Annotated in this window: 18 protein-coding genes and 2 pseudogenes; 2 read left to right on the forward strand and 18 right to left on the reverse strand. The window is 41.0% G+C overall.

Annotated elements, in window-relative coordinates; translation table 11 throughout:
- The 4 genes and pseudogenes from RHS_RS27245 to RHS_RS27260 form a co-directional block, all read right to left on the reverse strand.
- Positions 1–801, reverse strand: a pseudogene (locus RHS_RS27245) (hypothetical protein); the annotation flags it as partial.
- A 176-nt stretch (positions 802–977) separates the two neighbouring features.
- Entirely contained in the window at positions 978–1,511 is a 534-nt protein-coding gene (locus tag RHS_RS27250) for a cob(I)yrinic acid a,c-diamide adenosyltransferase (protein ID WP_044289563.1), read from the reverse strand.
- Positions 1,512–1,712: 201 nt separating this feature from the next.
- Positions 1,713–2,777 carry a PTS sugar transporter subunit IIC gene (locus RHS_RS27255; protein ID WP_047834943.1) on the reverse strand — a complete coding sequence of 355 codons (1,065 nt, stop codon included), beginning with the start codon at positions 2,775–2,777 and terminating at the stop codon, positions 1,713–1,715.
- Between the two features lie 124 nt (positions 2,778–2,901).
- Positions 2,902–3,414 carry a transcription repressor NadR gene (locus RHS_RS27260; protein ID WP_027295306.1) on the reverse strand — a complete coding sequence of 171 codons (513 nt, stop codon included), beginning with the start codon at positions 3,412–3,414 and terminating at the stop codon, positions 2,902–2,904.
- Positions 3,415–3,568: 154 nt separating this feature from the next.
- On the opposite strand from RHS_RS27260, the gene RHS_RS32145 reads away from it, so the two are divergent.
- A complete protein-coding gene (locus RHS_RS32145; RefSeq protein WP_395023596.1) occupies positions 3,569–4,999 on the forward strand; it encodes a serine hydrolase in 1,431 nt (476 codons plus the stop codon).
- Between the two features lie 53 nt (positions 5,000–5,052).
- Positions 5,053–5,316, forward strand: a complete 264-nt coding sequence (locus tag RHS_RS27270) for a hypothetical protein (protein ID WP_027295307.1) — start codon at positions 5,053–5,055, stop codon at positions 5,314–5,316.
- A 160-nt stretch (positions 5,317–5,476) separates the two neighbouring features.
- Here RHS_RS27270 and RHS_RS27275 read toward each other — a convergent pair whose 3' ends face one another.
- The 14 genes and pseudogenes from RHS_RS27275 to RHS_RS27340 all read right to left on the reverse strand — a co-directional run.
- Positions 5,477–6,430, reverse strand: a complete 954-nt coding sequence (locus tag RHS_RS27275) for a D-2-hydroxyacid dehydrogenase (protein WP_047834953.1) — start codon at positions 6,428–6,430, stop codon at positions 5,477–5,479.
- 325 nt (positions 6,431–6,755) lie between these two features.
- Complete coding sequence (locus RHS_RS27280; protein WP_027295311.1) at positions 6,756–8,105, reverse strand: glucose-6-phosphate isomerase; 1,350 nt, start codon at positions 8,103–8,105, stop codon at positions 6,756–6,758.
- 69 nt (positions 8,106–8,174) lie between these two features.
- Entirely contained in the window at positions 8,175–9,005 is an 831-nt protein-coding gene (locus RHS_RS27285; protein ID WP_395023597.1) for a hypothetical protein, read from the reverse strand.
- Between the two features lie 388 nt (positions 9,006–9,393).
- On the reverse strand, positions 9,394–10,095 hold the full coding sequence (locus tag RHS_RS27290; RefSeq protein WP_047834945.1) for a 5'-methylthioadenosine/adenosylhomocysteine nucleosidase: 702 nt from the start codon (positions 10,093–10,095) through the stop codon (positions 9,394–9,396).
- Between the two features lie 133 nt (positions 10,096–10,228).
- Positions 10,229–11,869 carry a DUF6382 domain-containing protein gene (locus RHS_RS27295; protein WP_047834946.1) on the reverse strand — a complete coding sequence of 547 codons (1,641 nt, stop codon included), beginning with the start codon at positions 11,867–11,869 and terminating at the stop codon, positions 10,229–10,231.
- Complete coding sequence (locus RHS_RS32150) at positions 11,869–12,315, reverse strand: TadE family protein (protein WP_395023598.1); 447 nt, start codon at positions 12,313–12,315, stop codon at positions 11,869–11,871. Before RHS_RS32150 ends, RHS_RS27295 begins: the two co-directional genes overlap by 1 nt.
- 1 nt (position 12,316) lies before the next feature.
- Positions 12,317–12,748 (reverse strand): prepilin peptidase, encoded by a 432-nt coding sequence (locus RHS_RS27305; RefSeq protein WP_047834947.1) that lies wholly within the window; start codon positions 12,746–12,748, stop codon positions 12,317–12,319.
- A 111-nt stretch (positions 12,749–12,859) separates the two neighbouring features.
- Complete coding sequence (locus RHS_RS32155) at positions 12,860–13,672, reverse strand: hypothetical protein (RefSeq protein ID WP_395013500.1); 813 nt, start codon at positions 13,670–13,672, stop codon at positions 12,860–12,862.
- Between the two features lie 165 nt (positions 13,673–13,837).
- Positions 13,838–15,382 (reverse strand): DUF5702 domain-containing protein, encoded by a 1,545-nt coding sequence (locus tag RHS_RS27315; protein WP_047834948.1) that lies wholly within the window; start codon positions 15,380–15,382, stop codon positions 13,838–13,840.
- A gap of 79 nt (positions 15,383–15,461) precedes the next feature.
- Entirely contained in the window at positions 15,462–15,629 is a 168-nt protein-coding gene (locus RHS_RS27320) for a Flp1 family type IVb pilin (RefSeq protein WP_027295317.1), read from the reverse strand.
- A gap of 54 nt (positions 15,630–15,683) precedes the next feature.
- Positions 15,684–17,126: a type II secretion system F family protein gene (locus RHS_RS27325; RefSeq protein WP_395023599.1), complete on the reverse strand. Its 1,443-nt coding sequence runs from the start codon at positions 17,124–17,126 to the stop codon at positions 15,684–15,686.
- 3 nt (positions 17,127–17,129) lie between these two features.
- Positions 17,130–17,867 (reverse strand): type II secretion system F family protein, encoded by a 738-nt coding sequence (locus RHS_RS27330; protein ID WP_047834950.1) that lies wholly within the window; start codon positions 17,865–17,867, stop codon positions 17,130–17,132.
- Positions 17,868–17,927: 60 nt separating this feature from the next.
- Positions 17,928–18,368 (reverse strand): annotated as a pseudogene (locus RHS_RS27335) (ATPase, T2SS/T4P/T4SS family); the annotation flags it as partial.
- Positions 18,369–18,385: 17 nt separating this feature from the next.
- On the reverse strand, positions 18,386–18,869 hold a 484-nt coding region (locus RHS_RS27340), incomplete at its 5' end, for an SPOR domain-containing protein (RefSeq protein WP_047834951.1).

Below are 18,869 nucleotides of genomic sequence, written 5' to 3' on the forward strand. Positions count from 1 at the left end.
AACAGTTAATCCATCGCTGACTTTTACGATCTCCTCATTGCTGCTGACCACTTCCACTTCCTGATTATACACATGTGCAGTTCCCATTAGTACATCAACACTCAGGCTGGTAGTTTTTCCAACCTTTAAGGATATTGTGTCCGGGTTTACACTTAAGGTATCCGCCTTTACTTCACTGGTATCCCCAGTATATTCAAACGCATCCACCTCAATATAGTTCTGATACTGTATCTCAGGTCCTACCGCTTCAACACGGAGGGTATGCTCACCAAAGGGAATTCCAACCAGCGTATAGAGGTCTTCCTGCATTACTGCTGTCCCTGCTGCATTTACCCTGTCTATTTCTTCTCCATCCAGGTAAAGCCTGGCTTCCCCATAATTGGTATCTTTTTGTCCGATCCAACGAATACCGGTACCAGTGAACGTAACCTCTGCCCATGCACCCGGTGCATTGGACTGCCTGGCATCTCCTCCAATATGGGAGTCTCCCGTTTCCACCTCCCATTTCCCGGAGTATTTTACCAGGTCTGATTTGTTGTCAACCTCAACCCAGTCTGCAGAAGCTTCTTTTGCCTGGTTCTCATCCATAAGCACCTGGTCCGTCTCTGTTTCGCTCCCGGCCTCTGTTCTGCCTTCCTGTGCGCTGCCGTCTTCTGTTTGTACTGGATTTTCTGCTTCTGTCTCAACATGTTCTATAACAGAACTCTGTTCTCTCAGCTCAGCCGCTACAGTGAGCGGAGTACTGAGGCATAAGCATGTTACAGCCAATAAAGCTGTCAGTTTTTTTCCTCTCCATTTCATCTTTTTTCCTCCCTTTCGCATATCTTTATCATCAGTATAATGATTACAAATAACAAAGTACATACGATTACTTGTCACAAAAATTTACTTTTTTGACCCATGTGGGAGGAATTTTACAAAATGAAAAATAGTAGTAAAAAAATCAACTTTTTACTACAAAAATATATCATTTTTACTTACCGCTCAATACCGTCACGTGCCGCCTGTCCCTGGTTGAAGGGATGTTTAATCTTTCTTATCTCAGATACATAGTCGGCAGCATCTATCAGTTCCTGGCTAGGGGTGTTTCCCGTTATGATGACCTCAAGATTTTCCGGCTTATCTTTGAGGAAATCTAAAACTACCTTTTCATCCAGCAGTCCTGCGCTGATGGTATAAATTGTTTCATCCATAAATAGCACATCATATCCTTCTTCTTTGGCAATCTGTGTCACTTTTAAAAACTGCTGTTTGTAAAACTCCCTGCGCTCTGCCTTTTCCTCCTGTGTCATTTGAAAACTAAATTTTTCTTCCTCCAGCCCATCTATGATGCGGATATTGTCTACCTTTTCCAAAATCTTACGTTCACTGGTCTTATTGTTCTTCATAAACTGGTAAACCAGAACCTTGTACCCGAATCCTGCTGCCCTGATCGTCAGCCCCATACCGGTTGTAGTTTTTCCTTTTCCATCACCATAATAAATATGAACCAAACCTGTTCCTTTTAACATTTCCAAACCTCCTGATTTATTTTAATATATGTTCGTGCAGCATTTTATGTGGGCAATGATGTACAAACGATTCCAACGTGTTATGATTATTTATTTTACCATAAGTGTTTATAGAAAAACAGATAAAATGGGAAAACAAAAGAGCAGGAATCAGATGCCAGAACTCACCTGGCAATTATCCCTGCTCTTTCTGAGGCTATATTACAAATCCAACTTCATATCACCTGGTTTTATCCAGTTTCTCTTTCTCATAAATTCTGATACAATCAGCGTTACAATTGCAGGAAGTAAGATCTGTATCACCGCTATTTTGAATAAAACTACGGTAGATCCCTCCACAGGAGCCATAGTCTGATACGTCATGATCTGTCCTACCAGTCCTGCGGTTCCCATACCGGAACCAGTTGCATTACTGGTCATTTTTAAGATCATCGTACCAACAGGCCCTAATATGGCACTGGATAAAATTGCGGGAATCCATATCACCGGCTTTCGTACGATGTTGGGTACCTGGAGCATAGAGGTTCCTATACCCTGGGCAAGAAGCCCCGCCACTTTATTTTCCCGGTAACTGGCTACTGCAAATCCTACCATGTTGCAGCAGCACCCTATGGTAGCCGCTCCTGCCGCCAGACCGGAAAGATTGAGGATTACGCCCAGTGCAGCCGAGCTGATGGGAAGTGTTAAAACCATACCCATGATTACAGATACGATAATCCCCATCAGGAATGGCTGCTGCTCGGTTCCCCAGTTAATAATTGCTCCAAGTCCTTCCATAAATCTGGAAATGGGCGGTCCAACCAGAAGGCCTACCGCTGCACCGGATGCAATTGTTGCAATCGGTGTTACCAGAATATCGATTTTCGTTTTCCCGGACACCAGATGTCCCACTTCAATTGCTACATATGCGGCGATAAAAGCTCCCAGGGGTTCACCCGGTCCAGCCAGAACAATCGCCCCGTCCACCAGAACGGTACCAGCCAGAATCTTGCCTGCAAAGCCGCCAATCATACCGGCCGTTGCCGCAGAAAGTACTACCAGCGGACTTTCTTTGAACTTATAGGCAACACCCACACCAATACCTGCACTGGTCATGGCTGCCGCCACCTTGCCCACCTGGAATAGCAGCGCTCCAATATCGCCCCCGATCAGATTTGCAATCTGTTGAATGATGGTTCCAACAATCAATGTAGCAAACAGGCCCAGAGCCATGCCACTTAGACCATCAATGAAAACTCTGTTTAAATACCTTTTAATTAAATTCATCTTTCCCTCCCGGATCGTATTAGCCATCAATTAAGACTTTACCCTATAAAATAGTCTTTATACAGTATTATAAGTTCTTGACAGCTGTCTTGTCACTGGGGAAAATGTACCATATTTTTGATCATTAATCAAGTATTCTTTTTTCTTTTAGCTCATTTTCAATCTCATCCAGAATTTCTTCGGAATCCGCCTCGATTGTATGATAATGTACCCCATCCGTCAACGCATTGAGCGGGCGGGTCTTATAATGCTCCACCTTATTTACAAATTCATCTGCATCTCTTCTGTTTGAGATAATCAGGTCTACCATAATCTGCCCATATATTTCATGCTCTACAACCACATCCAGCATTTTCCCGCCCAGGTCAACGACACAGTACAACTCTTCCCGGGTCTGGTCTGCACGGTGTTTTACCCGAACCGACCGCCTTGCCCTTGCCGGAACTGATGTATGGTAGAGTATATAGCCCTTATTGGTAGACAGTATATTTTTATTAACCGCCCGTAAAAGTGCAATATCCTGGACAATAACCTGACGGCTGACAGACAGTCTTTTCGCCAGTTCTGTCCCAGACACAGGAACCTGGCTCTGTTCCAGGATTTTAATGATTTGTTCTCGTCTTTCTAATGTTTCCATAAATGTAAACGCCTCCGGGATTTTTGTATTTGGTATGATTATACTATGGAAACATGGCAGAGGGCAACCAATAATCCCTACATTTCCTATTTACAATAAATTTGGTTTATTGTATGATGTAACATAGAATATACTGTCGAAAGGTTGATACAAAATGATAAAAGATAAAGAAGCACTACTTTTTAAATCGCTTCAATGTTTGGCCGTTATTGTTCTCGCCTTCTTGCTCGGTTCTGCCGCATATTCGGAAAAAACAGTCTATACCGTTGCATCCGGACAGGAATCGGACTCACTGTCCCTGAAAACCAACAATTCATCCGACTCATCGGGGACATCCAACAGTGAAGCTGAGAAAACAGGTACATTAGAACTTCATATATATGACCAGATTACAGAAAAACTCACCGAGCTTCAGGAACTGCGCATAAGTCTGGAAGAAAACTCAGGCAATGATTCCAACGAAATGAATGATACAGACGACGATCTCTACAACTCAGAACTGAATGAGTATGATTTTACAGAAAAAGAAACCACTGCTGAATATTCCAGCAGTACTACTGTCACAGAAAAAGCTGAATCCGAATCGGGATACTATAAAATTTCATCAGAAGAATCCGATACAGATTCCAAATATCAGATTTATAACAAAAAAGATACCGCAGTTATCAACTCCTCACCGGAAACCGAACCATCCACTACGGAAATTGAATCAATCATGGCTTCCCCTGAAAGTTATCTTCTCCGATATAGTGAAGAACCTTCAAAGAAATCCATTCCCCAGACTTTTGACCTGAGGGTAGGAAAAGAAGCTGGACTGACACCATTATATCTACACAAAAAGCTTCCCATCAAGCAGACCTGGGAAGAGTTTGAAGGTACACTTACCAATATGCTTGACAGCTTCGCGGGCGATTGGGGGCTTTACCTGAAAAATTTAAAAACAGGAGACGTGATCAGCATCAATGAACATCCCATGGAATCAGCCAGTCTGATTAAGCTTTACATCATGGGAACCGTGTACCAGCATATTGCAGATGGAACTCTTGAAAAAACCGAAACCATTGACCGACTGTTAAATGATATGATCACCGTAAGTGACAATGAGTCTTCCAATGAACTGGTGCGATCCCTGTCACCGACCAAAGACCACAGTGAAGGCATGAAGATGGTAAATGAATTTATCCAGAAGAACGGCTTTAAAAACACCAAGCAGGTAAACGGACTGGCTGATCCCAGCCTCTGGGTAGAAAATGCAGTAAACCAGACTTCCCCCGCTGACTGCGGAAAACTTTTGGAAAAAATATATAAAGGAAAACTTGTTTCGCACCTTGCTTCAAGAAGCATGGAAGATCTCCTTTTAAATCAGAAAATCACTTATAAGATTCCAGCCGGACTTCCGGAAAGCGTGACAAGTGCAAATAAAACAGGTGAGGTCAGCAACTCCGAAAATGATGCTGCTATTGTATATTCCAACGCCTGTGATTACATACTATGCATTATGTCCACAGACCTGGCTGCCACCAATTCAGCAGTAAATCACATCAACAGTTTATCCTCTCTGATCTATGACTACTTTAATGAATAAGCGGCAGTTTGAAATCTTGAATAGACGAACAGCAAGAAAGGAAACACATTAATATGATGCGAATATGGTTTAAGATATTTAAAGATAATAAAATGCTGCGGGATACCGTGATCTGTGATGACACCGGTGAAACCAGAACCCATAAAATTTTTAATGCCCTGGATGCCGCCTGTTACGAATTTGATCTGGGTAAGCCACTGTGGCTGGATGCAACAGTGGCTGAGTTCAAACGCCATGATAAAGCACGTTTTAATCAGGATAATTTTATTGAATCGATTGATTTTGATTATTTGGAGATACATGTTATTGAGGAATAGACTCTCACAAGACTTGACGCACATCTGGCAAAAATTGATTTCAAACCATTCTCTAAAACGCATTACGAATGAAGCCTCCTGCTAAAGGGGGCTTTATTTAGAACTTCTTTCTCCCACAGTGGCTACAAATGAATTCCATTCTCTCTCAAACAGCAATATATCAAACTACATTTCGCTTTTCTCCGTTTTGAAATGCTTGAATATTTAAATATACTTCTTTCATCAGCCTCTCTCTGGCTTCCTTGCTGATCCATCCAATATGAGGGGTAATGAGTAATTTCCTGCTATCCTGGATTTCCAACAACGGATTGTCCTTTTTCATGGGCTCTTCTGTCAGGACATCCAATCCGGCACCTCCAATCATCCCCTCTTTTAATGCTTCTGCTAAATCTCTTTCATTTACAATAGGACCTCTTGCTACGTTTAACAAAATTGCTGTATTTTTCATTTTTTCAAAAGCCTGTAAATTCAACAGATTCTCGGTATCCGAATTAAGCGGCGCATGAACCGAGATAATATCAGACCGATGCAGCAGAGAATCAAAATCAACCTGCTCATAAACCGCATCTTTATTTCTTCCCGAAGTAGAATAATAGATTATATGGCAGCCAAGAGCCTCTGCAATCCTGGCAGTACGCCTGCCGATTGCCCCTAATCCGATAATCCCCCAGTTCTTACCTTCCAGTTCAAAAATCTGCTCACCAAAATGTGTAAATAGCTCACTTTTCACATACTCCCCGCTTTTTACATACTGGTCATAATAACTTAATTTATGTAACAAAAACAGCGCCATGGAAATTGTATGTTGTGCAACTGCATTTGTGGAATACCCTGCCACATTGGCAACTGTTATATTTCTGTAATCCAGATACTCCTTATCCAGCACATTATAACCGGTCGCCGTTACTGCAATCATTTTCAGATTTGTGGCATTCACAAGATTCTCCCTATTCATAGGAACTTTATTCATGATCACAATGTCTGCATCTTTTACCCTTTGCGCTACCTCATGTTCCTGGGTTGTATCATAGACAGCCACTTGCCCAAGTTCTTTAAAACAAGACAAATCCATATCATTTCCTATTGTTTTTCCTTCTAATATCACGATCTTCATCATTACGGCTTTCCTTTCCGACATCTCATACTACCTGCGTTTAGGCGTTTACCTGAATCCATATAAAATCCATCGGAAAAAGGCCACCTTATATAACACAAGGCAGCCCCCTTCTATATGAATTTATGCAGTTTTCCTGATTTTGTGAACCATATCTAGAATTAGGCCCACTTATCCCTGGAATCGCACTAATTAAAACCTATATCTATGAACTTCTATCTTAAAAATACTAATTGTTACAAAATAGCTGCTTCGATCTATTTTAACATCATCTGCCGCAGACTGCGGCTAAATACCTTTCTTAATACCTCGATAAAAATCACTTCTATAAACGTTTTAACAATTCTTCTCTTTCTTTTTCAAATCCTGGTTTTCCAAGTAACGCAAACATATTCTTCTTGTAGCTTTCGACACCCGGCTGATTGAAAGGATTTACTCCCAATGTATAGCCGCTGACACCACATGCAAATTCGAAGAAATAGAACAGCTCACCTAAGGAAAACTCATCCTGCTTCGGAATAGTAACCATAAGATTTGGCACATTTCCATCCGTATGAGCAAGGATCGTTCCATTCATAGCACTTTTATTTACAAAATCCACAGTTTGTCCTGCAAGATAATTGAGGCCATCTAAATCTACCGGCTCTTCCCCGATTTTTAACTCACACTGAGACTCTTCTACATTCAATACTGTTTCGAACATAATACGGCTTCCGTCCTGGATAAACTGACCCATAGAATGGAGATCTGTAGTCAGATCTACGCTTGCAGGGAATATTCCCTTTTGGTCTTTTCCTTCACTCTCGCCATATAATTGTTTCCACCATTCAGATACGTAGTGTAAGCTTGGTTCATAGTTGGCTAATATCTCTACTGATTTGCCTTTTCTTAACAGGATATTACGGATTGCTGCATACTGTAATGCATCATTTTCTTCAAAATCAGCTTCCAGAGCGCGCTGTCTTCCGGACGCAGCGCCCTCCATCAACTTCTTAATATCTGCTCCACTTACTGCGATAGGAAGCAGTCCTACTGCGGTTAATACGGAGAAACGTCCGCCCACATCATCCGGAACTACGAAGCTTTCATAACCTTCTTCGGTAGCCAGGTTTTTAAGGGCCCCTCTGGCCTTGTCCGTTGTAGCATAGATTCTCTTGGCTGCTTCTGCCTTGCCATATTTTGTTTCCAGCATTTCTTTGAAAATACGAAAAGCAATTGCTGGTTCAGTAGTGGTACCTGATTTTGATATAATGTTTACAGAAAAATCTCTGTCCCCGATAACATCGATTAAATGCTTTAAATAGGTGCTGCTGATGCTGTTTCCTACATAATAAATCTCCGGTGTCTTACGGATTTCCTTTGAAACCATATTATAAAAGCTGTGGCGTAAAAATTCTATTGCCGCTCTGGCACCAAGATAGGATCCGCCGATACCAATGACCAGCAGCACCTCACTGTCTCCCTGAATTTTTTCCGCTGACTTCTCAATTCTTCCAAACTCTTCCTTGTCATAATCTACAGGTAAATCAATCCATCCCAGGAAATCATTCCCAGCACCTGTCTTTGATACCAGCGTGTCCTTAGCAGCAGCAACTATATTTTTCATTGCTTCTACTTCGTTTTCACCAATAAATCCAGCTGCTTTTGAATAATCAAACGTTACTTTATTTCCCATGATATTCACTCCTTCTATGCGTGTTTTATATGTTCTTATCCATCATTCTACCAAATGTACTACACTTAATCAAGACAAAAATTCCTTTAGCACCTCCCTTATGACTCGTTCCTGCTCCGCAGGATCCATTTGTTTTAGGATTTCCGTGTTCCGCTCCTTGCTATGCTCACGATCTGCCGCAGTCTCATCTAACCCCTCCTTTATTCTTGCCAGATTCTGTTTTAACTCACGCTTATCTTTTTGCGCCTTACTTTCCAGCGGCCTGACCTGCCGCTTTTTCACCCCTAGTGAAATCGGCGTCTTTTCTTTCTCTTTTACTGACTCTGCCTCTGATACCGGCTCCTGCTTTTTCTCACTCTCCGATAGTGATGATAGGTCCACCTCCTTATAAGCATGTCCTATTCCGGAATTTGCCAGGTAATCTTCCAACTGTACCTGCAAATACCTGTTTTTATATCCAACATCAATCACCGCCTGGGTTCCTAGCAGCAGCAGCAGCGCCGCTCCACCGGCCCATAGATAATTCTGTACAATATTTACTGCGAGGTTTTGTGCACCTGCCAGCAGATATCCTGCTCCGGCTATTCCTAAACATAGAACAAGTGCTGTTCCTCCCATACGGCGCCATTGGTGTAGATTCATGCCAAGGCAATGATACTGATAAATGCTTTTCTTTACAAAAACTGATGTATTGGTTAATCCCTCATTTAACCGTTTACTTGCGACGTATTGCTGTCGTAACCGCTTCATAAACTTTCCTTTCGCTTCTGTGTAGTTTTCTGCATCCCGTATCAGTCTGTCATATAGAATATTTAATACTAGTTGACTGATTACCCCCAAAATACAGATTGCTGCCATTGCGTAAAATAACATGTTTTGTTGTAAGATAGACCTTATCATTGTGATCCCCCTTCACCTTTCTGATTTGTACCGCCATCATATCCCACAAAAAATAATTTGTAAAGTAGAATCGTTCGACAAAAAAACCTCGGAAACGGCTTATTTACGGGGGTTTTTGGAGTTTTGGGGTTCAAGTTAGACCCTTCAATTTCACTGTGAAATAACTCATTTTTCTATAAGTCAATTTCCTGAAATCCATTTATTTTAGCGGTTCGAAGGCAGTTTGGGGAATGCTTCAGAAATGTTAAAAAAATATTTGAAATGCTTTCTGCAGATTTGCCAAGATATTTTCAAAAAAATTTTGATTCGGTAAAAAATATAATAAAAATTTACTTGCATTGCTTTTGATTTGGGGGAGAGCATGTCCTCTCCCCACCAAAAATCCGAATTAACCCAATGCCTCCATCAGCTTTTTCACAAGATTTACACTGTGCTGTGCAGCTTTTGCCTCAAAAGTAGGATAATCCATTGTTGCGCTATCATCAGATTTATCGGAAATTGCTCTGACAACTGCAAATGGTATCTTATTAAGATATGCGGTCTGGGCAATTGCTGCCCCTTCCATCTCTGTACAATAGGCCTGAAAGTTATCCGTAATCTTATTCTTCACTTCTTTATTACTGATAAACTGATCGCCACTTACTATTCTTCCCCGAAATACCTGAATATCAGGATTTGCTTCCTGGCAGGCTTTTGCTGCGATTTCGGAAATCTCTTTATCTGCTGCAAAAGCAAATACATCCAGCTGAGGGATCTGTCCCAATGGATATCCAAAATTTGTAGCATCCATATCATGATGTACAAGATCTGTAGCAATAACCACATCACCGATCTCAATCCCTGCATTCAGTGATCCTGCTATACCAGTATTTATTACTCTGGTTATATGGAAGACATCCACTAAGATCTGTGTGCAAACAGCCGCATTTACCTTTCCTATCCCACTTCTTACAATAACAACGTTTTGTCCTTTTAAGATACCCTGGCAAAATTCCATACCAGCCTTAACCGTAACTGTTTTATTTTCCATTTCCTTCTTCAGTGCGTCTACTTCTACATCCATCGCTCCAATAATTCCTATGATATTCATCTATTTTCCTCCATTAACTTCACCTGTTTTCTGAAGTTATCTTATCATAACGCACCCGGTTCTGCAACCAATCAGGGATAAGTTTCTGCTATATTTAACGCTTACACCCCTATTTTAAGTTTCATATGAACGCTTACCTTCCTATATAATAGGAAGCTCTGGCAAAAGCCACTTCATCCGAAGGCCTGATTTCACGTTTTTCATTAGCTTCCAGCCTCTCTCCATTAAGGAACGTTCCATTCATGGAGTTTAAATCCATAACATAGAATGAACCTTCTTCCTGCCAGATTTTAGCATGAACCCTGCTTACTACCGGAAGATCTATTCGTACATCCACCTTAGACTTCATCTTTCCTATATACAGTGTTTTATCATATAAAAGAATATTCCCTCTTAAATGAGGTTCCATACTGATAAAACATAATTTTTTAAGTTCTTCATCACCGCAGAGAATTGTAGTTTGTCCAATTTGTTCTTCCTTCTCTGCCTGATACCCCTCCTCTATTTTAGTTTGGCTCCTTAATTGCATATCTGGCCTAAATGCCGCTTCCATGCCGCTAATTACCCCTGCCTCTATATCATTCTCATCTTCTTCCAGAAATTCTGCTATGTTATCTATATCCGAGTTTCCTTTGATTTGTTTTTCATTTTTGTTGAGTTTCTTCCTATTAATAAAGGAGATGAAATATCCCGCTCCCCCTAACACAGAAAAGACAATGCCTCCCAACAGGGTCATGTCTGCTTCCAAATAACTTCCTGCCGCAAATATCCCTCCTATGATCGCAGCTGTCACAGTAATTATAAAAAAATTTAATTTAAAATTCACCTTGTCCCAAATTTTATGACTGCCTCGAATTTCCCTCCCAGGTTTATTTTTGCCGTCTTCCTTCCTATTATAATAGGAACTTTTATCATGCTTCCCCTTAACTTCATTATTTTTTTTAACTTCTTTAACTTTACGTTCTTTAACCTTTATATCTTTATTTTTTATTTCTTTATTTTTGTCTCTTTTTTGCCCCGACTCTTCTTTTACTTTTCCGTCTTCCTTTTCACCTAAGATTTGTCTCTTTAATTCCGCATCTGTGGTATCTATAAACGGACTTTCCTCAAGTTCCTCCTTTTGGTTCAACTCAGCTTTAACGGACTTAGAAGCCTTTGATGTAAGCTCAGCATTTACATCAAGCTCACCTGGCTGACCGGAGTTACGGGATAACCTTAAATCAGAGGATGTCTGCACCCTGTAAACACTCTGTATAATCTGTTCTATACTAAAATTTTCTTCTGTTGTCTGCCTGTAGATATCATATCCCAGAGATACCGCTCCATGATCGTTATGATCTAATCTCTTAAGTATAAACTCCGCGAGTTCTTTGAATGAGCATGTAATAGAGCCTTTATAAGAAGGCAGATAACAAAGGCAGGGCTCTTTCGTTTCAATATCCATATAAATATAAGAAGGGTCTAATAATACATGATCCGGTTCCAGCAGGTAAGCCGCAACATTCTCAATGGAAGATTTAACTCCAAGGAGAAGCGTTTTAATGTCATCCATGGTCATAGTACTCTTTTCAAAGATCCGCTCCAACGACTGCTTTGATGTAACTTCATAGTAAAAATAAACTTTTCCGTCCATTTTTTTCATATTGCATTTTAACAGCCCCCGTATATCATTCATGGATAGCATTCGGATCTGATATTCGCTCCCATATATCTGTTCTTCCGGATCCAGAATCAGATAATTATGATTCATATCTCTTTTATAGCTTACCTGCATTATTTTTCCCCCTTATCCAAAAGCCGCTGCAAACCTTTTACTTTGCGTATGGTATCACCCGGACGCTTTAACGTATATTCTTTATTAACACCGGTTCTCAGTTCATTTCCCATAAAGTATGAGACTACAAACCCCGGAACCGGAAATCGTCCGCTATAATTTACCGTAATATTCTCTTTCCCCATTGACACGGAACTTTTTAACTTTCTGGTTCCCAAAAGCCTGTCCTTAACCAATGCTCCTGCCCGTGCTTCCACTTCATTGTTATTCTTATTATCTACATTATGAAGGCTGGCATAGAGTGCCGTTTCCAATGCAGCTCCTTCAAGCAATGCTTTATCATGCAGAAAAAAACCCAGATAAATGATTCCAATAAAAACGGGTATTAAGATACTCATCAGCATGGCGGCTTCCACTGTATAGCTTCCTTTCTTTCTTTTCCACAATTTAATACACCTCACCTCCGGCAAATGTCAGCATAATGATATAGCCCAATAATAAAAATGGTATAAATGCAATGGTATGGCTCCTCTTTACCTTCTTAACCACGATTAAAACCATGCTGTACAGGGCAGAAAGAAAGAGCGCAATCAGCAGCAATTGGATATTCCCCCAAATTCCCAAAAATAATCCGCACACTGCAATAACAAATCCATCACCGCTTCCAACAGCTCCCCTTGTCGCCCATCCTGCAGCCAAAAAGAATATACCCGGTAAAATACCGCAGACCCAGATAATAACCGGAATTTGCTGATAGGCGAGATTACAGATAACAGCTGCTGCAGCAAAAAGACCAGTTAATACCATTGACACTTCTTTTCGTTTAATATCTAATCCCGCACTGATAATCAGAAATAATAATAAACCTTCTTTATTCATCGCATACCTTTCTTGAATGTGAATCTTTTTCATCAACTTTTTACGTTTATTACGTGAACCTCTAACCAGAACTTTTTTACGTGTACCTATAAGCCTGGTCCAGATCACTTCTTACTGCCCGCACCTGGAACAGGGCTGCCAGTCTGGTACCTCAGACATGGGAACCAGTAATATTCCTCTCTTTAACCCGCTGCACCCCAGCGAAGAATGATATTTGTCTCCGGTATCCGTTATATATACCGTATTGCTTCCACCCTGGCACTGTCCGCAAGGATAATATTTACCTCCGGATTCGTTTCTGAGGTGTTCCACAGCATCTTTGTTAACCGGCTTAATGGATAATTTTATGTGGGAGCATTCCGGATCTTTGTGGTAAACCTTACCGTTTACCGTTATCAAAACCAATGCTCCTTCACCCTCAGTGCTGCCATCGCCATTGACACCATCTCTGCCGGTCCACGCTCTTACTCTTCCTCTTGTAGCTATTTTTATTTGTTTCATGGGGAATAAGGTCACCGGATACTTCACCTGATACGTTCCTGCCAAATCGATTATTTGACTTTTTTTCAGGAACGATGACCTTAACAGGCTGAGGCTGCCCCGGTTTTCCTGCAATCTCCCCCTGATTTTCACCTTGTTCTTAGCATAAGCGGCAGACAGTCCACCGGTAATAATATCCGATATGCCTCCCTCCTGCAGATTCCCCGCATTTTTTACATATGCATATACAGCCATTTCACTGCTGGTCTCACATACCGCCCCGGTCAGCCGTACTGATAAATCTACTATCTGTATAAAGTATAAGACAGAAATCATGGCGAACAGAAATAATGGTAATGCCACTGCCGCTTCTATAGTCAGACTTGCCTGACGTAAGGCAGATAAGGATATTCTTCCGTTGTCATGGATCATTTTATGAATCATTGCCGGGAGAGAGTTCTTTACCTTTCTTTTAATATTTTGGTTTTTGTTTTGGTTTTTATTTTGGTTCTTAATTATGTTTTTATTTTTGTTTTTATGGAATCTGATACAACGAAAGAACATCCTTATCCACCTCACCTTCACCTGATTTTTATTGTTCATCCTGACTTAATAAGAAAAAACACCCTCTGCTTCAAACTTTATGGTTTCTTCTCCAATTCCCAAAAATGCTCCGGATACTCTCATAAACAACGGATTGACCTGCCATTTTGTATCTGCTTTTATCTGTTCGATACAGGCATCTGTCCTGAAGTATTTGGTACTATCCTCCATTCTTAAATTCGCTTCTATTAAATCAAGTCCCCTCATAGGATACTGCGCCTTCTTCCCCGTAAACAGCAGCATTCTTAAATACTCCCGATAAGTTAAACCCTTTTGGTCCGAACTTCCATCCTCCTGCAAAATCTCTGCTATCTTTCCCAGGTTTTCCAAAGAAAGTTTCCATGTAGCCGCTGTCTTTTCCAATGCTATCCTGCCCCCTGAAAGCAAGGTGCGCACATCCAAAAGACTCTCCCCATATGCCCATGCCAGCAATAGCGCCATTTTTGTCACTGTCACAAGTCCCGGCACTGCCAATACACCTACAATTGCAGCTGCCAATGCTCCCGCCTGGGTCTGCATTTCCTGATTTGACAACGCATATAAAAAATTACTCCCTTCCCGCAGTAAAAGCAGTCGGTTCACAACACCTTTTAAGTTCTCCTGATCACTCTCTTTCCCGCATAAAATATACTCTATTTGATAATCCAGCGCCCCTTCCTTCTTCTTGGAGGTCATATCAGGAAAATGATCCAACAGATATTCTTGAAACAGAACATCTCCGCTCAATCCATCATGCTTCTTTATAATAGGAAGGTTTCCTTCTTCAAGCTCTCGTCCGGACGGTATTTCTGCTATATTCAATGCTTTCTGAGATAAAGCATCCGGATCTTTAAGAACCAGAGCCAATACTCCCATTTCCTTTATTTTCTTAATGATTTTCAGTGGATTCTCAACCGGTTCCGGTACTTCTTCCGGTTCCGCCGGCAGTTCTAACTCCTCTTCTCCACTATTATTTTCTGCCTCCTGCCTTTCCTGCTCCATTCTATCTTCTTCCTGCCTTTTAAGCTCTTCCATCTGCTTTCCATTATTTTCATCACTTTCTTCATAAAGCTTTTGAGCTTCCTCCTGTTCCTTTGCTTTATCCGAATCCTTTAATAATTTGTTCAGGACTTCTGTCCCCAGGTTATCCTTCATAAATGTAACTGCCTGCTGGTAAAACGGTTCTCCCTTCTCATCCGTTGCCAATGAAATCCCCTTAATATTACAATCCTCTAATTGCATCTTCAGCGGATCAAAAGTATTGCCTGAAAATCCTTTACCTGGATTGATATTATAGGACATGAAATCCTCCATGCGGAGTCTGACTTTATCCGAATGATATGTACCGCTCCCATAAGCTCCGTCCAAAAATAAAATATCATATTGATTCAGAAGCTTTTTCTCATATTCTCCAAACACGGAAAATAGTCCCATGTTCAAAACTGCTTCTGCTTTCGCTCTTGCACCCTGCACCCTTGCCGATTCAGCCATTGTACAGATCAGAGATAAGAACAGTACACTAACTAAACTTAAGAATACGGTGATTGCTCCCTTTGGTCTGTACCACCCCATTTTATACTCCCCTTTCATCTTATAATCTGAACATAAAACTTCTTTTCAACCGAAATCATAATTACGCTTTAAACACGTTTTAGATTCCATTGCTTTGGCTTGTTATTTTGCTGAAAATACTTTTAACCAGACTGGTTAGTTGTTTTTTAAAGATTATAACGAGACCGATTAAGACCACTAATATTAAAATAATCTCTACAACCCCTATGCCGTCTTCTTCCCGGATAAAATCTCTGACATGACTCATGCTGCTCACCTCCTTTCCCTCATGTAACGCAAAGGTTAAATCTAAGTTATGACGTCAAAAAGACATAACCGCAGGTACCATTAAAATAACCAATACAATCACTAACATCATTCCCATAGGAAGAAGCATTTTCGTTCCGGCTGCCTCACCAAACCGCTTTGCCATCTGTTTTCGCTCATCCATGGAGGCAAGCGCTTCGTTCTGTAAGATTTCCATAAGTCCGTTAGAACCTTTTCTCAAATTCTGAGCAAGCAGTGAGCCGAGTTTTACATATCTGATCTCCTGACATCTGTTTCCGAAGTCTTCATACGCTGCAGCTTCCGACATACCCAACTGCATTTTATGACAGGCGGCTGCCATTTCTTCATAAGCATACCGTTTATGTCTGAAATCCTTACTTTTTTCATATTCTGCTGCAACTTTAGAAAATGCTGCCTTTAATGTTAAACCGGCACCCAGAAGCATGGACAGTTTAAACAATATGTCAGGATAATCCATTGTCATTTGCCGGCTTCTCTCTTCCGCCAATTTATGTAGTTCGGCATCCTTTCCTATATAGACGCAGATTCCGGCCAAAATAGCTGCCACACATAAAATTCCTGCAATCTCTGATGGACTTTTAGACCATTTGACTTTCTTACCATCAACTCGATCCGGGAGTTCCATCTCCTTCTCTGCTGCCCCTTCTTTATTTGCCTGTTCAATTTCCTTCTTTAACTGAACATATAATTCTTCTTCTTTTGTGTAAACAGGCGGCAGCACCCGGGCATAAGTGCAGAATTCTCCTTTTTCACCAAAGCATTCCAGGCTTGCGGTTAACTTTACCAGAATCCCTTCTTCCGGAATATCACCGATAATAAATCCCTCTTCATCGATTATCTCAAGTGGCTCAGAAATCCATTCTGCCTGAACCTTTCCTTCCAGAATTGTTTGGGGAAGATACAATTTTTTCCTTACTTCGTCCATAGTATTATTTTCCCCTAATATTAATTTCTCCAGCTTCCCAATTGCCTGGGTTATTAATTCCTGTTTTTGTTCCAAACGGTACTGCTGTGCTCCCAGATCAAAAGATATATCGGATTTATCCTCTAATCCCTCAATTTTTGCCTGAAGGCTTGTTTCCAGATCTCCTTCTCCATATCCCGGACGCTCCAGTATATTGCCTTCTTTTAATATCTGATCCGATTCCGTTAAAATCTGTATTCCCAGAGAACATCCTGTCCCTATAAAAACAATACACAGCCCCAGTGCCAGCTTTTCCATATAATAATTTTGAATGTCAGCCTTTTTCCCGCAGCTAACAGCCTCCAGATCTTTTTCCACTCTCTTTTGAACGTAAAACCGTCCTTTTTTTGGAAACATTCCGAATATAAAAATACTTATTTTATAAAACGGTATCATAAGCTTTTTAATATAGAAGCTTTCCGGAACTTTAACCGCAGATGCCACTGCAAATAAAATGCCAAATACCGCCAGTAACCCCCAACATAACATCATACGCTACACCTCAATATCCACGATTTTCTTCCCCCACATATAGGCAGCTCCATAGGTTATCAAGCAGAGACTCATAATACAGATCCCGGCAGGATTGTGATACATTACATCTAAGAAACCCGGAGATGCAATCCCTACATAAATTAGTATCATAAAAGGAACACCACTCATTATTTTCTGTTCCAGACGCTTGGCGGACAGACAGGTTTCAATCTCCATTTTTGTTTCTTCTTTTTGGCTGATACATAAAATAGTATTTCGAATAATTGTTATCAGATCACCGCCGGTTCTTTTTGCCGCACTGAATACCTCAGCAAAATTCTCAATTTCCTCAATCCTGCTTCTTTTTGCAAGATCCAGCAAGAGATTTTCTAAAGTATGATTCAGCTTCATTTGATTTCTGATATGCGTGAATTCCTTCATAATCATATCGTCATTTTCATACACCCGCTCCATATCTCCCAAAGCTTCTTCAAAAGCATTCTCAACGGAATATCCCGCAGACAACGCAGCAGAGACGGCCTGTATCCCAGTCAGAAATTGTTTGCTGAGTTCTTTTTTTCCTGCCAGAATATAGTCCCCTTTCCTTTGCTTCTGAAAAAAAAAGAACCCAGGCAGTAAAACCATAAATGCAAGAAAGGAACGGTAAAACAATATACTGACAGCTCCATCTATTACCCCATAGAGCAGCACCTGGTAAATCCACTGCTTACCCGTAAAATTATACTGGTTATAGTCCATTTCTCATCCTCCTTTTATCTCCTGCATAAAACCGCCAGGCAGCTAATTTTTTCCAATACCTCAAATCTTTTCTCCAGTGTAGACTCCCCGCTGCAGTAATTTTCTGGTATCTGTTAACGCAGCCTTTTTTACAAGCTGACCTGTAATCTTACCCTTTTCTGTTCCGGTCTCTTCAAATTCATACAGTACTTTTGTCATAATTTCCTCCGTCTCATAGCGATAACCCATAATTTCAATGATCTCTAACACTTTTCTGCTTCTATCCCGCATTCTCCCCAGGTGTACCATAATATCAATTCCGGATGCAATCTGCCTGCGGATTGCCGACACCGGAAGCTCAATCCCCAGCAAAACCATTGTTTCTAATCTTGCCAGCATATCCCTGGGGCTGTTCCCATGTCCGGTGCTGAGCGAGCCATCATGTCCGGTATTGAGCGCCTGCAGCATATCAAGCGCCTCTTCTCCACGTACCTCACCTACGATAATCCGATCTAGCCGCATTATAACATGGACTATTTTTATACCTTTTCTATATACTTCGCAGAAATAAAACCGCTGTACTTCTTAGCAATAAGAACCTGGTACCATCCTGGTTCTTTATTAATTACATCCATAAGATTACCTTTGTTAAGAGTCTTGTATGGTCCAGAAATGATACCATAGTTTGTCCCCGGCCCTTTCCGGACATTAACACCATCTCCAGTGCATCTTCCAACCCATACGGAATCTTCTGTACCTTTTACAATTGCGTCGAAGCCAGCGCCTTTGATTTTATCCGCCAGGGCTGTTGCATTGCCTTTATTGCTAAATGCTCCACACTGTACCTTATACTGTCCTGCTTCTTCCTTAACGATTGCATCAAATCCTTTGCTTTTTAATACAGCTGCATGGCTATTCGCCAGCTTCTTATCCTTATAGCTGCCCGCCTGTACCTTGTAAGTACCGGTTTGCTCCAGTTCCGGATGTGGTGCGGGTGTGGGTTTCGGCTGTTCTTCTTTCATG

The sequence above is a fragment of the Robinsoniella sp. RHS genome, from assembly GCF_001029355.1.
In the GTDB taxonomy this organism is placed as follows: Bacteria; Bacillota; Clostridia; order Lachnospirales; family Lachnospiraceae; genus Robinsoniella; species Robinsoniella peoriensis.

Coding starts and splice junctions, on each gene's coding strand:
- RHS_RS27250 (WP_044289563.1), bottom strand. CDS start 1,511: ATGTTAAAAGGAACAGGTTTGGTTCATATTTATTATGGTGATGGAAAA.
- RHS_RS27255 (WP_047834943.1), bottom strand. CDS start 2,777: ATGAATTTAATTAAAAGGTATTTAAACAGAGTTTTCATTGATGGTCTA.
- RHS_RS27260 (WP_027295306.1), bottom strand. CDS start 3,414: ATGGAAACATTAGAAAGACGAGAACAAATCATTAAAATCCTGGAACAG.
- RHS_RS32145 (WP_395023596.1), top strand. CDS start 3,569: ATGATAAAAGATAAAGAAGCACTACTTTTTAAATCGCTTCAATGTTTG.
- RHS_RS27270 (WP_027295307.1), top strand. CDS start 5,053: ATGATGCGAATATGGTTTAAGATATTTAAAGATAATAAAATGCTGCGG.
- RHS_RS27275 (WP_047834953.1), bottom strand. CDS start 6,430: ATGAAGATCGTGATATTAGAAGGAAAAACAATAGGAAATGATATGGAT.
- RHS_RS27280 (WP_027295311.1), bottom strand. CDS start 8,105: ATGGGAAATAAAGTAACGTTTGATTATTCAAAAGCAGCTGGATTTATT.
- RHS_RS27285 (WP_395023597.1), bottom strand. CDS start 9,005: ATGATAAGGTCTATCTTACAACAAAACATGTTATTTTACGCAATGGCA.
- RHS_RS27290 (WP_047834945.1), bottom strand. CDS start 10,095: ATGAATATCATAGGAATTATTGGAGCGATGGATGTAGAAGTAGACGCA.
- RHS_RS27295 (WP_047834946.1), bottom strand. CDS start 11,869: ATGCAGGTAAGCTATAAAAGAGATATGAATCATAATTATCTGATTCTG.
- RHS_RS27305 (WP_047834947.1), bottom strand. CDS start 12,748: ATGAATAAAGAAGGTTTATTATTATTTCTGATTATCAGTGCGGGATTA.
- RHS_RS32155 (WP_395013500.1), bottom strand. CDS start 13,672: ATGATTCATAAAATGATCCATGACAACGGAAGAATATCCTTATCTGCC.
- RHS_RS27315 (WP_047834948.1), bottom strand. CDS start 15,382: ATGGGGTGGTACAGACCAAAGGGAGCAATCACCGTATTCTTAAGTTTA.
- RHS_RS27320 (WP_027295317.1), bottom strand. CDS start 15,629: ATGAGTCATGTCAGAGATTTTATCCGGGAAGAAGACGGCATAGGGGTT.
- RHS_RS27325 (WP_395023599.1), bottom strand. CDS start 17,126: ATGATGTTATGTTGGGGGTTACTGGCGGTATTTGGCATTTTATTTGCA.
- RHS_RS27330 (WP_047834950.1), bottom strand. CDS start 17,867: ATGGACTATAACCAGTATAATTTTACGGGTAAGCAGTGGATTTACCAG.